The organism is Bacteroidota bacterium, from assembly GCA_039821555.1.
Taxonomy (GTDB): Bacteria; Bacteroidota; Rhodothermia; order Rhodothermales; family Rubricoccaceae; genus JBCBEX01.
This window is the reverse complement of record JBCBNX010000014.1, coordinates 40,369-52,242: the sequence shown is the minus strand read 5'-3', so window position 1 is coordinate 52,242 and position 11,874 is coordinate 40,369. Positions and strand designations below refer to the sequence as shown.

General features: G+C 66.7%; 13 protein-coding genes. 8 read left to right on the top strand and 5 right to left on the bottom strand.

The window, feature by feature from the left end; genetic code table 11:
• The first annotated feature begins 199 nt into the window (after nt 1–199).
• The 4 genes from AAFU51_14430 to AAFU51_14415 all read left to right on the top strand — a co-directional run bounded on the left by AAFU51_14430 (nt 200) and on the right by AAFU51_14415 (nt 4,024).
• Nucleotides 200–538 carry a DUF3276 family protein gene (locus tag AAFU51_14430; protein ID MEO1572448.1) on the top strand — a complete coding sequence of 113 codons (339 nt, stop codon included), beginning with the start codon at nt 200–202 and terminating at the stop codon, nt 536–538.
• A gap of 115 nt (nt 539–653) precedes the next feature.
• Entirely contained in the window at nt 654–2,024 is a 1,371-nt protein-coding gene (gene hisD, locus AAFU51_14425) for a histidinol dehydrogenase (GenBank protein MEO1572447.1), read from the top strand.
• A gap of 152 nt (nt 2,025–2,176) precedes the next feature.
• Complete coding sequence (locus AAFU51_14420; protein ID MEO1572446.1) at nt 2,177–3,352, top strand: histidinol-phosphate transaminase; 1,176 nt, start codon at nt 2,177–2,179, stop codon at nt 3,350–3,352.
• A gap of 87 nt (nt 3,353–3,439) precedes the next feature.
• Nucleotides 3,440–4,024 carry a bifunctional nuclease domain-containing protein gene (locus AAFU51_14415; protein ID MEO1572445.1) on the top strand — a complete coding sequence of 195 codons (585 nt, stop codon included), beginning with the start codon at nt 3,440–3,442 and terminating at the stop codon, nt 4,022–4,024.
• A 21-nt stretch (nt 4,025–4,045) separates the two neighbouring features.
• Here AAFU51_14415 and coaD read toward each other — a convergent pair whose 3' ends face one another.
• From coaD to AAFU51_14395, 4 genes are all read right to left on the bottom strand, one after another.
• The gene (gene coaD / locus AAFU51_14410; protein ID MEO1572444.1) at nt 4,046–4,573 is read right to left on the bottom strand and encodes a pantetheine-phosphate adenylyltransferase; all 528 of its coding nucleotides are present in this window, start codon (nt 4,571–4,573) and stop codon (nt 4,046–4,048) included.
• An 81-nt stretch (nt 4,574–4,654) separates the two neighbouring features.
• Nucleotides 4,655–5,209 (bottom strand): 16S rRNA (guanine(966)-N(2))-methyltransferase RsmD, encoded by a 555-nt coding sequence (gene rsmD, locus AAFU51_14405; protein ID MEO1572443.1) that lies wholly within the window; start codon nt 5,207–5,209, stop codon nt 4,655–4,657.
• Nucleotides 5,210–5,305: 96 nt separating this feature from the next.
• Complete coding sequence (locus AAFU51_14400; protein MEO1572442.1) at nt 5,306–6,280, bottom strand: hypothetical protein; 975 nt, start codon at nt 6,278–6,280, stop codon at nt 5,306–5,308.
• 109 nt (nt 6,281–6,389) lie between these two features.
• The gene (locus tag AAFU51_14395; GenBank protein ID MEO1572441.1) at nt 6,390–6,842 is read right to left on the bottom strand and encodes a hypothetical protein; all 453 of its coding nucleotides are present in this window, start codon (nt 6,840–6,842) and stop codon (nt 6,390–6,392) included.
• Between the two features lie 227 nt (nt 6,843–7,069).
• Here AAFU51_14395 and AAFU51_14390 point away from each other — a divergent pair, with 227 nt between their 5' ends.
• The 3 genes from AAFU51_14390 (at nt 7,070) to era (ending at nt 9,556) form a co-directional block, all read left to right on the top strand.
• Nucleotides 7,070–7,801 (top strand): pyridoxine 5'-phosphate synthase, encoded by a 732-nt coding sequence (locus AAFU51_14390; protein MEO1572440.1) that lies wholly within the window; start codon nt 7,070–7,072, stop codon nt 7,799–7,801.
• Nucleotides 7,802–7,956: 155 nt separating this feature from the next.
• Nucleotides 7,957–8,298 carry a DUF2853 family protein gene (locus AAFU51_14385; GenBank protein MEO1572439.1) on the top strand — a complete coding sequence of 114 codons (342 nt, stop codon included), beginning with the start codon at nt 7,957–7,959 and terminating at the stop codon, nt 8,296–8,298.
• A gap of 334 nt (nt 8,299–8,632) precedes the next feature.
• Nucleotides 8,633–9,556 (top strand): GTPase Era, encoded by a 924-nt coding sequence (gene era, locus AAFU51_14380; GenBank protein ID MEO1572438.1) that lies wholly within the window; start codon nt 8,633–8,635, stop codon nt 9,554–9,556.
• 8 nt (nt 9,557–9,564) lie between these two features.
• Here era and AAFU51_14375 read toward each other — a convergent pair whose 3' ends face one another.
• On the bottom strand, nt 9,565–10,791 hold the full coding sequence (locus AAFU51_14375; protein MEO1572437.1) for a 4-phosphoerythronate dehydrogenase: 1,227 nt from the start codon (nt 10,789–10,791) through the stop codon (nt 9,565–9,567).
• 441 nt (nt 10,792–11,232) lie between these two features.
• Between AAFU51_14375 and AAFU51_14370 the strand changes: the two genes are divergently transcribed.
• On the top strand, nt 11,233–11,850 hold the full coding sequence (locus AAFU51_14370; protein ID MEO1572436.1) for a hypothetical protein: 618 nt from the start codon (nt 11,233–11,235) through the stop codon (nt 11,848–11,850).
• The last annotated feature ends 24 nt before the right edge of the window (nt 11,851–11,874 follow it).

Below are 11,874 nucleotides of genomic sequence, written 5' to 3'. Positions count from 1 at the left end.
AAGTTCTCACACGCCAAGCATAAGACATCCATAAGTCTTGCGGAAGGAAAGACATATGTTCTAATGTGCACATCTAGTCTGACAATCCTGTAGGACTGTTTCTTACATAGGTAGTTGCTTTAAGCCGAGCCTAGGCCGATATTCGCGGCCCCACGGGTACCGTCGGGTCCCGTCTTACCCTACAGCTGCTCTTCATCCCATGGAACCCAACGAGCACCGTCGTGCAAGCCGCCGCGACGACCGCGACGAGGTCTACTCGGTCCGTGTGCCTGCAGGCAAGCGCACCTACTTCTTCGACGTGAAGGCCACCCGGTCCGGCGAGGATTTCTTCCTCAACATCACTGAGAGCAAGCGACGCGGTGACGGTGAGGGCTACCAGAAGCACAAGCTGTTTCTCTACAAGGAGGACTTCGGCAAGTTCGTGCTGGCCCTGCATGAAGCCATGGCCTACGTCCGGGACGAGCTCCTGCCTGACTACGAGTTCGAGGACCTTCCAGAACTCGAGCTCCCTGAAGATTCCTATTGGGACGACGAGTAGGGCCCGGCGGGCAGGCGGACCCGGCTGCCTATGAGTTTTCCAGGAGGGCGGACCCAAGCAGTCGGCATCGCGTAACGTTGCCCCTTTTCCCGACTGCGTCGTCCGTCTCCTCCTCATGTCCTTCGCCACGTATTTGCTTCCGGTTGTTCGCCTCGCCCGTGGCACGGCCGACCCGGCTGAGAGGACTGAAGCACTACCGGCGCCGCTCCCGCGCATTCTCGCCAGGACGGCCGCCTTCTCAGACGAGGTGACGCAGGCAGCCCGCGACCTCGTTGCCGACGTGCAGGCCCGCGGCGACGCCGCGCTCCGCGACGCCACAACTCGCTTCGACGGCGTCGAGGTAGACCGCCTCCGCGTTCCAACCGACGCCCTGAGCGCAGCTTACGGAGACCTCGACCAAGACCTCCGCGATGCGCTGCACCAGGCAGCCGACAACATCCGGCGCTTCCACGAGCGGCAGCGGCGCACGGCTTGGTTCACCGAGGACGGCGACGGCGTCGTGCTCGGCCAGCGCTACGTGCCCGTGGACCGTGCCGGCCTCTACGCCCCCGGCGGCACCGCTGCCTACCCGTCGAGCGTGTTCATGAACGCGATCCCGGCCCAGGTGGCGGGTGTCCGCGAGGTGCACCTCGTCAGCCCGCCCGGCGCCGACGGGCTCCCCCATCCCCTTGTGCGCGCGGCGGCTCATCTGCTCGGCATTGAGCACGTCTACGCGGTGGGCGGGGCGCAGGCCATCGGCGCGCTTGCCTACGGCACCGAGACCATCCCGGCGGTAGACGTGATTGTGGGCCCTGGCAACGCCTATGTGGCCGCGGCCAAGCGCGAGGTCTTCGGCCAGGTCGCCATCGACAGCCTCGCGGGGCCGAGTGAGATCGTTGTCCTGGCCGATGCCAGCGCCGACGCCCGCTACGTCGCAGCGGACCTCCTCTCGCAGGCCGAGCACGACGTCCGCGCCTCGGCGATCCTTGTCACCACCAGCGCCACCCTCGCCGAAGCCGTGCAGGATGCGATCGAAGAGATGGTGCCCACCCTCAGCCGCCAGTCCATCCTCGAAGCCGCCCTCACAGACTACAGCGCAGCGGTCGTCTGCGAGACGACGGACGACGCCGTCGCGCTTGTGAACCACCTGGCCCCGGAACACCTGGAGATCATCACGCACGACCCCTGGTCGGTGATGGGGCGCATCCGGCATGCGGGCGCTGTCTTTCTCGGGCCGTACAGCTCCGAGCCTGTCGGAGACTACTTCGCAGGTCCCAACCACGTGCTCCCGACCGGCGGCACAGCGCGCTATGCCTCGGCGCTCGGCGTGGACACGTTCCTGCGCCGCCAGTCGGTGATCGCTTACACGCGGGAGCGTTTGGCCCAGAGCGGGCCCGCCATCGTCCGCCTCGCCAACGCCGAGGGCCTCGACGCCCACGCACGCGCCATCCAGGAACGCCTCGACACCCTCGGCGAGGTGTCTGGCAACGGCACCGACCCGACCTAGCCTATCGCGGCGGCTCCGGCACGATGGCTACGCCTCATCGGCGTGTCCTCGGACCTCGAACCGCCTTCTTTTTCACCTAGACCCTGCTGCTCGTCGTCGGCGATGTCCCTTATGGGGCACATCACGTACGCGCAGTGCTCCTCGCTGACCGCATGGAATTCCCCGCAGACCCGACGACGCCTTCCGGCGCGCTGCTGGCGCGCATCCGGCCCGAGATTCGCGCGCAGAAAGCCTACACCGTCGCCACGGACACCGACGGCCTCGCCAAGCTCGACCAGAACGAGAGCCCTTATGATCTCCCCGCCGCCCTGAAGCGCGAGATCGTAGACGCGGCGCTGGAGCACGCCTGGAACCGCTACCCGCAGGACCGTCCGAGGCAGCTCACCGCAACCCTCGCTGCCCACCTGGGATTGACGCCCGAGCACCTCATCGTCGGGCACGGCTCCAACGAGCTCACGCACACGCTCGGCCTCTGCTTCCTTCGCGAGGGCACGCCCGTCGTGCTGCCCCATCCGATGTTCTCGCTGTACGAGGCCGTCGCGCGGATGCACGGAGCGGACATCGTCTCCGTGGACCCGCAGCCGGACCTGACGCACGCGCCGGACACGATCATCAGCGCCGCGCAGCGCGCCGACGCCGCGCTCACCGTTGTGACGACGCCCAGCAACCCGACCGGCAAAGCCCTGGCCTATGCGGACCTCGCGCGCATCGCGCGGAGCGTGCCCGGCATGCTCGTCGTCGACGAGGCCTACCACGAATTCGTGGACGGCCAGACGGCCATCGACCTGCTGGAGGCACATCCGAACGTGCTGGTGATGCGGACCTTCTCCAAGGCGATGGGGCTTGCCGGGTTGCGACTGGGCTACCTCGCCGGGCACCCGCGCTTGGTCCACGAACTTCAGAAGTCGCGGCTCCCGTTTGTCGTGGACCACCTGGCTGAGGCCGCTGGACTAGCTGTGCTGGCGCGTCCCGACTTGATCGCTGAGCGCGTGACCGCGCTCAAAGAAGGGTACGCCGAACTCCTTGCGGGCGTCCGTGCGCTCGGGCTGACAGCTCACGAGAGCGCAGCCAACTTCTTTCTCGTGAAGTCCCCCATAGCCCCGGCTGACCTTCGGCAACAGATGGCGAAGCGAGGCGTCCGGATCCGTGACGTGAGCGGCTACCGTGCATTGCCCGGCTATGTCCGACTCTCCGTCGGGATGCCCGAGGAAAACCGCGCCTGCCTCGACGCTCTCGCTGCCGTACTTGCGGCCACAGGCCAAGCCAACAACCAAGCCGACGGCAACGGCACTGCCAGCGAAACCGTTGCGGTGTCGGCTGGTTCGTAGCGATTCGGCATGAACCGCTGTGCCCAGCGCACATCCTGCCCGTAGTTTCCCCCGCCCCTTCCGACTAGAGCCCCCCGCCCCGCCACGATGGAGTACATCCAGGTTGACATCATCGGACTCTCCACCAGCCCGTCGAGCGGTGGAGCCTACGCGCTGGTGCTCGGCGAGGTCAACGGCAACCGCCGCCTGCCCATCATCATCGGAGCGTTCGAGGCGCAAGCCATCGCCCTCGAACTGGAGAAGATCCAGCCGCCCCGTCCGATGACCCACGACCTCCTACGCGACCTCTTCGACGCGCTCGACGCCGAGGTCACGGATGTCATCGTGGACGACCTGCGCGAGGGCACGTTCTTCGCCAAGATCCGCTACGAGTTCGACGGCGAGGAAAACCAACTCGATGCGCGCCCGTCGGACGCCGTCGCGCTCGCCGTACGCACCGACGCGCCGATCTTCGTGATGGCGTCGGTCCTTGACGAGGCTGGTATCCCGGCTGAAGACGAGGGCGTCTCGGCCTTTGCCGCGACCGAGGAAGCGGCCGAGGAACCCGCCAAGCGCTCCGGCTCGAAGCTGGACCGCATGCAGGCTGACCTCGAAAAGGCCATCGCCGAGGAGGACTACGAGACTGCCGCCCAACTTCGCGACGAGATCGAGCGGCTCAAGAGCGAGAACTGATCCGAGGGTGTGCTAGCGCGGCTACGCGCCGCGCCGCGCCTCCTGCATCACGCTGCGGCCCTCCCGCTTCGCGCGGAGCGCAGCCACAACTGGTTCAGGCACGAAGCTCGACACGTCGCCCTCCCAGCGGTGGATCTCGCGGACGATGCTGGCTGCGGTGAACGTGTGCTCCTCGCTCGGCATCAGGAAGACCGTCTCCAAGTTCGGCGCGAGGCGGCGGTTGGCGAGCGCCATCCGAAACTCGTAGTCGAAGTCGGACACCTGCCGCAGCCCGCGGATGAGCGCGACAGCCCCGGCTTTCTTCGCGTGGTCGACGAGCAGACCTTCGAAGGCGACCACGTTCACGCGCTCGAGGAGGTCGTGCGGGAGCGTCTCGATGCTCGCGAGGGCAAGGTGCACCCGCTCGTCGAGCGTGAAGAGCGTCTTCTTGAGCCGGTTTACCGCGACCGTCACCTCCACGTGGTCGAAGACCTGGAGCGCCCGCTGGAGCACGTCGAGGTGCCCGCGCGTGATCGGGTCGAAGGTGCCGGGGTAGAGGGCGAGTTTCACAGGGCTGTGTCGTGGGTCATGGGTCTAGGATCGTGAGTCGAGCACGTCCACACAGTGGAAACGTACGAAGGGCCCCTCGACTCACGACTCAGGCCCCTCGACCTCGTCGCGGAACACGCTCACGACGGTGCGGCCGTAGCGGCGGCTCGTCACGAGGCGGGGGTGGTCGTCGAAGGTGTGGGCCTTGCTGTGCTCCAGGACGAACAGACCACCGGGCGCGAGGTGCGGCTGCGCGAGCTCGGGCATGCGGTCCATTGCCTCTAACTCGTACGGCGGGTCGGCGAAGACGAGGCCGTAGCGCGGCCCTGGCGTGCGTTCGAGGAACGCGACCGCATCGCCGCGCAGGAACGAGCCCTGATCGGCGATACCCAGCGCCTCAGCGTTCTCGCGGGCGATCTTGACCACCTTGGAGTTCTGCTCCACGAACGTGACGAAGCTCGCGCCGCGACTGATCGCCTCGAAGCCGAGCGCACCGGTGCCAGCGAAGAGGTCGAGCACCTGGAGGCCGTGGAAGTCGATGCGCGCTTCGAGCACGTTGAAGATCGACTCGCGCACGCGGTCCGTCGTGGGGCGCGTGCTGAGGTCGTCGGGAGCCTTGAAGGTGCGCCGCCGGAGACGGCCCGCGATGATGCGCATGGGAGAAGTGGCAGGTGTCAGGTGGCAAGCGACAAGGAGAGCACAAGGTTCCGTTCCTGCCTGTCCTTGCCCCTTGCTTCTTGTTGCTTGCCACTACTAGACGAGCGCGGCGCCGACGCACGGGACGTAGGCCGCCATCTGGACGGGGCTGCCGGACTGCGCGGGGAGGCCGAAGGCGCGGAGCGGGTTGAGGCGCTGCGGCTCCAGCTTGAGGAGCGTCGCCATGAGGTCGTAGGCGCGGAGGTCGGTGCCTTCGCCGTAGAGCCACCACTGCGTGAGCGCGTCGGTGGCGAGGCCGAGGTCGGAGAGCAGGCGAAACACGAAGTAGGCCGCGTCCTCTGGCGTGCGCGCGGGTGCATGGTGGCCGGCGTACCACTGCCCCGCCTGGCACACGACGACCTCGACGTGCGCGGAGTAGACACCGAGTCCCAGTTGGAAGCTGTCGGGATCGGTCCCGAGCGTCGTCAGGGTGCTCACCAGCGCGGCGGCGGCCTGCGTCGTGTCGGCGAGTTCGTAGCGGGCGGTGCGGCCGAGTTGCTGGGCGAGGAGCTTCAGGCGCGCGTGTACGGCCTCCGGCACGTGGATGACGTGGTGCCAGGTCTGTGGGCCAGACGCCAGGCGCTGCGATCGGACCGGCACCGCGCGGACCCGGCCGGGGCGGTCCGGCTCAGCGTCGGCCATGAGCGCAGCCTCGCGGCGCAGGCGGTCGAAGCGGACTTCCGGCTCCAGGCCATCGGGGACCGGCGTGAAGAAGCCCACGCAGTGCGTCGGGTGCAGGGCCACGTGCAACGCGTCGGCGCTGGTGCCCTCGAAGAGGTCGCGTACGGCCGACATGAGCGCGTCGAGCTGGTTCGGCTCGGGCCGCCCGAAGACGGCGCGATCCACCTCGAAGTCAAAATCGCACGTTCCGAGGCGACGCAGCGTCTGCGTGGCGCTGTCCTCGTTGTCGGTGTGCTCCACCTCGGTGTAGCGCAGCCGTGACCCGATCAGTTCGACTGCGACCTGCGCGCGCGGCCCAGCAGGCTGGTCCCACTCCTCGGTGAAGACGGCATACTCGTGGAGGTCGCTCATGCGAGGACTACGGGGGGACAGACGAGACGAAACATGAAGCTACAAAAAGGGGCAAGCGACCGTGGGACTTGCCCTGGGTCGCTTGCCCGTCGGTCAAGGCGGGCTGGACTCACTCCCAGTTCGCCGCGTTGCGCATGCTGGCGATCGGCTCGGCCGACCCGATCTGGTCGTCGGAGTCCGGGTCCTGAAGGAGGTAGATGTCTACGTCCGAGGTGTCGTTGACCGACAGCTGGAAGCGTGTGCCTGTGCGCGGCGAGAACGGAAGCGAGTCCACCATGATCGTCTGTCCAGGCTCCAACTGGAAGACGCTATCGCGCCGCGCCATGATCAGCGAGTCGGCCTTCACGAAGACGACGAGCGAGTCCAGGTCGCGCGTGTAGTAGTCGTTCTCGCGCTCGAAAGCGATCATAGCCGTGCGGAGGTGGTTCATCCGCTCGCGGGTGAGATCGGTCAGCTCGAGCTGCCGCTCGTACTGCTTGCCGGGCTCGGTGATGCGAAAGTACAGGTAGTACCCAAGCGCGACGATGGCGACAGCGAGGACGAGTTGGATGGCGATACGCATGGGGAGGAGTCGGGAGAGCAGCTGGGGCGAGTGCGCGCGCGGAGCATGCGGCGACGTAGGCCGTTCAGTATACCGGCCCCCGCGACGCATTATCAAGAGAGCCGAGACGGTTTGACCTGTGCTACAGACCGCTTGACCTGTGCTATGGACCGCGCCAGGGTCTCCACGTTGCCCCCATCCATTCGCCTGCCTCTCCCCTGCACCCCTTGCCTGCCTCACCCCCTACCATGACCCGCCTCCTGATCAACGTCGACCACGTCGCCACGCTGCGCAACGCGCGCCGCGAGCGCTTCCCAGACCCCGTGCACGCCGCCGCGCTCTGCGAGATGGCGGGGGCCGACGGCATCGTGTTCCACCTCCGCGAAGACCGCCGTCACATCACCGAGCGCGACGTGCGCCTCCTCAAAGAGACGGTGCTCGGGCGCCTCGACTTCGAGCTCTCCACCAACGAGGACGTCGTCGGGATCTGCTGCGACGTGCGGCCCGACCTCGCCACGCTCGTTCCGGAGCGTCGCGAGGAGATCACCACCGAGGGCGGCCTCGACGTGCTCGGGCAGCGGCTCCGCCTCGGCGCCGTGATGCCCCGCCTCAAGGCCGCCGACATGGAGGTGAGCCTCTTCGTCGACCCCGACCCCGACCAGCTTCGCGCCGCCGCCGACCTCGGGGCCGACGCGGTCGAGCTGCACACCGGCGACTTTGCCAACGCGCCCACGCTCGCCGCGCAGACGCGCGAGGCCGAACGCCTGGGGCGCGGCGCGGCCCTCGCCGCCGACCTCGGCATGAAGGTGCACGCCGGGCACGGGCTCGACTACACCAACTACGCGCTCTTCGCTCGCCACGTCCCGCAAGTCGAGGAGGTCTCGATCGGCTTCGCTGTGATCGCGCGGGCGGTGCTCGTAGGGATGCCGGAGGCCGTGCGCGCCATGCGGCAAGTGATCACCGACGCATCCGCGCGCTGAGTCCGGCTGCTTCGCTTCACGCCACCGCTGTGTCACGGCTGAACCTGCTGTTTCACAACGCTACATCTTCGGGGAACACCTTGTCCCTCATCACCCTGGGGACCTATACTTCTGGCCCTACTCTCATCCCCCGTTCACGTACACGTTTTACCACTATGAGCAAGTTCGACGATGCGCTGGCCACCTACAAGGCCGCCATGGACAAGATCGGCGCGTCCTACGACGAGGCCCTCCTCAAAGCCGTCGCCAAGGGCCTCGGCCCCGCGATCTACAACAACGACTCGAAGCTCGTCTCCTGCTCGGACCCCGAGGAGCTCAAGCGCGTCAAGGACAACTTCCTCGTCAAGAAGCTCGGCATGGCTGACAGCCCCGACCTGATGGACGCCGTCAACGCGACCTGCGAGACCACGAAGGGGCTCAAGTCGAACAAGTACCGCGCGGTGTTCTACTACCTCCTCGTCAAGCACTACGGCAAGGAGGACGCGTACGCCAGCTAGGCGCCGCGTCTCACCGCTCTGACTGCGCGCTCGGTGGCTCCCGCTGCCGGGCGCGTTTTTCGTGGACCCGCCCGCCGCAGAAACGGATGAGGCGAGCGTTCGTTGACGGCTCTTCTCTGCCCTAGAGAGAGCGGGGCACAGGATATTCCTGGTCGCCCTCTCACGCTGTCACCCTGAGCGAGCATCGCGAGCCGAAGGGGCTCCGCTCCATCTCTGCGCCCCAAACGAGGCCTGACAGGCAGTCCAGAGATCCTTCGACTTGGGTCTTGCAGACCTTCGCTCAGGATGACAATAGCGCGGGCGTTTTCTCTTTGCTCCCAACTCTCCCATTCGCATGGAATCGCCGCTCTTCGACCTCTCCGCCGTGCCCGACGGCTTCCGCAGCGGCTACGTGGCGCTCGTCGGCGCGCCGAACGCGGGCAAGAGCACGCTCATGAACGCGCTGCTCGGCACGAAGCTGTCCATCGTCACGGACAAGCCGAGCACGACCCGCCACCGCGTCCTCGGCATCCTCACGGGCGACACGCACCAGGTCATCTTCCTCGACACGCCGGGCGTCGTGAAGCCACGCTACAAGCTCCACGAGCACATGATGCACGACGTCGAGCGCGCCCTCGCGGACGCTGACCTCGTGCTTTTCCTCTCGGACGCTGAGAAGCGCTCCGTCGCCGACCGGGCGCTCGCACGCCTCTCGGACCAGATCGCGGACACGCCCTGTCTGCTCGTCCTCACGAAGATGGACCTCATCTCGCACGAGGAGGCGCTGCCGCTCGTGGAGGAATACGTCGCCCTGCGCGCGTTCGACGCCGTGATCCCGACCTCGGCCGTGAGTGGCTTCAACCTCGACGCACTGCGCGACGCCATCGTGGAGCGGCTGCCCGAAGGCCCCCCGTTCTACCCGCCGGACCAACTCTCGGAGCACCCGGAGCGCTTCTTCATCGCGGAGATCGTACGCGAGCAGATCTTCAAGCAGTTTCGCGACGAGGTGCCTTACTCGGCACTGGTGAACGTCACCGTCTATGAGGAGCGCGAGGGCCAGAAAGACTTCTGCGACTGCGAGATCGTGGTCGAGCGCGACGCGCAGAAGGGCATCCTGATCGGCAAGCGCGGCGCGGCGCTGAAGCGGCTCGGGGCCGCCGCCCGCCACGAGATCGAGGCGTTCACCGGCCGCCCGCTCTACCTCCAACTCCACGTCAAGACCCGCGCCGACTGGCGCAACCGCGACGGCTTCCTCCGGAGCTACGGCTATGGGTTGTGAGTCGAGGGTCAGCGCTGCGCGATCTTGAAGCCCAGGCCCTTCGTCACAGCATCGCGGAGGTGCTCTGGCACCTTGCCAACGACGGTGAAGCGGTCGAAGTGGCGACGCTGCGGATAGGTCTTGCGAAGCTCGCGGAAGCGGGCCGCGTGCTCGGCGGTCGGTAGGTCGAGGAGGTTGCGGAAGCGCGCGTCGTCAGCGCGGAGGTCGTAGGCCTGCAGGACGAGGGCACCGAGCCACGCATCGTCGTCTGTCGCGTGCTCCGTTGCGTTGATCCTGAGCGGCTCGCTGGGGACGAGCGCCTCTTCGGCGTCCCATTTCGCTGGAACACCTTCAGAAACGCGTGCGACCTCGCCTGATTGGGCCCGCAGCCAGGCGTCGAGCGCCTGCTCAAGCATAGCAGTCCCGGCGACTTTTCCGTCGTAGGCATAGCCTGCGATGTGCGGCGTGCCGATGTCTACGAGTCGGACGAGGTCGGGATCGGGCGTCGGCTCGTTCTCCCACACGTCGAGGACGGCGCCGCCGAGCGTCTCGCATTCGAGAGCGTCGAGGAGCGCCCTGTTATCTACAACGGCCCCGCGTGCGGCGTTGACGAGCAGCACGTTGCGTCCGGCCAGGCGCTCCAGCTCGCGCTCGCCAATGAGGTGATACGTCGGATGTGGCCCCGTACGCGTCAGCGGCGTGTGCAGCGTGACGATGTCGGCCTCGTCGAGAACGCGGTCGAGCGGGACGAAGTCGTGCGGCTCGCGGCTCGCCTCCGCAGCCTGGGCGAGCGGTGGGTCGCAGGCGAGGACATGGCAACCGAGATGGGGCAACCGCTCCATCAATCGCCCGCCGACCTGTCCACAGCCAATCACGCCGACGGTCTTGCCCGACAACGTGCCGACTAGACTGCTCCCCCTATGCATCATGAGCAGCGCAGCGAGGACGTACTCCACCACCGACTGCGCGTTGGAGCCAGGCGCCGAGGCGAACGCGATGCCCTGCGACGCGAGCCAGCCGGTGTCTATGTGGTCCGTCCCGGCCGTGGCGGTGCCCACAAAGCGAACAGGCGTTCCCGCGATGAGTCCCGCATCGACACGCGTGACGCTGCGCACGAGCAGGATATCGGTTTCAGCGAGCGTGCCCGGTAAAATTTCTGACCCGGGCCGCACCTCGACGGCACCGTAGCGATCGAACGCCCTGTGAAGAAACGGGATGTTGGCATCGGCGAGAAGGCGGAGGGGACGGGTGGTCATGGCCAGTGTGCAATCGAGCGGTCAAGGGGGCGCAGGGCTGTGCACTTGGGGAGACACCCGGGCGAAGGCCTGGTTTGCCGGAAGCGCTTCGTCCATGGTATGTGCACATCGAGATGGTGTGAAAGCGTCCCGGAATCGCTTCACTAAAGCTCCCCATGCCGCAACGTGCGGTTTCGCCGCCTTGTGAACCGCTCAGAAACGCCAGCTATGTGCATCCGCACACGTTGTTGACCGTAGCGCCATGTGGTCTTCACCCATGCCGTTTCAAAATCAGACCTATGTCTTTCAATTTGGTAAGGTCTTGGCACAGCACGTGGACCATCCTGATGACGCCTCTGTTGGACCGGCCCTCGCCCTGACGCGCCCCCCCGCGTGAGGTGCCGAGCGCGCCTCCCGACAACCTCCCCCGAGGCGTTGTTTGTTGAACGAGCACTCCTTCGTATGAAGATCTTCACCCGTAAGCCGCGCCTGGGCTTCTACTCGCTGGCCGCGATCGGCATCCTGCCGCTCCTCGCCACAATCATGACGCCGGCGGCTGACGAACCGGGGACCTCCATCCCCATCCCGACCGAGCTTTCGGCCCCCATGGTCGAGCGCGTGCCGGACTTCTCCCTCGATGCAATCTCGGACGACGTCCTCTGGCTCGCTCGCTGCATCTACTCCGAAACCAAGCGAACCAACGAGCAGGAGCTCGTCGCCTGGGTTGTTCGCAACCGCGTGGACACGCGCTATCGCGGCCAAGACAGCTACCGCGAGGTCGTCCTCGACCCGTTCCAGTTCTCGGCCTTCAACGCCCACTCGGGCAAGCGCCGCTTCTACTCCTCGCTGACGCCCCAGAGCCGCTGGCGCGGCTGGCAGAACGCGCTCCGCATCGCCCACAAGATCTACTGGGCCGACGAGGCCGAGCGTCCCTTCTCGAAGCGCACCCGCCACTTCTACAGCGAGCGCTCCATGAAGGACTTCGCCAAGCCGTACTGGGTCGAGGGCTACAGCCCCATTGAACTCGCTGACCACAACATCGACCCCTGGCGCTTCCGGTTCTACAAGAACGTGCGCTAGCGGTCCACCAATACCACCAAGGCC

Coding starts and splice junctions, on each gene's coding strand:
- AAFU51_14385 (MEO1572439.1), top strand. CDS start 7,957: ATGAGCAAGTTCGACGATGCGCTGGCCACCTACAAGGCCGCCATGGAC.
- AAFU51_14370 (MEO1572436.1), top strand. CDS start 11,233: ATGAAGATCTTCACCCGTAAGCCGCGCCTGGGCTTCTACTCGCTGGCC.
- rsmD (MEO1572443.1), bottom strand. CDS start 5,209: ATGCGCATCATCGCGGGCCGTCTCCGGCGGCGCACCTTCAAGGCTCCC.
- AAFU51_14420 (MEO1572446.1), top strand. CDS start 2,177: ATGGAATTCCCCGCAGACCCGACGACGCCTTCCGGCGCGCTGCTGGCG.
- hisD (MEO1572447.1), top strand. CDS start 654: ATGTCCTTCGCCACGTATTTGCTTCCGGTTGTTCGCCTCGCCCGTGGC.
- AAFU51_14400 (MEO1572442.1), bottom strand. CDS start 6,280: ATGAGCGACCTCCACGAGTATGCCGTCTTCACCGAGGAGTGGGACCAG.
- AAFU51_14390 (MEO1572440.1), top strand. CDS start 7,070: ATGACCCGCCTCCTGATCAACGTCGACCACGTCGCCACGCTGCGCAAC.
- AAFU51_14395 (MEO1572441.1), bottom strand. CDS start 6,842: ATGCGTATCGCCATCCAACTCGTCCTCGCTGTCGCCATCGTCGCGCTT.
- AAFU51_14430 (MEO1572448.1), top strand. CDS start 200: ATGGAACCCAACGAGCACCGTCGTGCAAGCCGCCGCGACGACCGCGAC.
- AAFU51_14375 (MEO1572437.1), bottom strand. CDS start 10,791: ATGACCACCCGTCCCCTCCGCCTTCTCGCCGATGCCAACATCCCGTTT.
- AAFU51_14415 (MEO1572445.1), top strand. CDS start 3,440: ATGGAGTACATCCAGGTTGACATCATCGGACTCTCCACCAGCCCGTCG.
- era (MEO1572438.1), top strand. CDS start 8,633: ATGGAATCGCCGCTCTTCGACCTCTCCGCCGTGCCCGACGGCTTCCGC.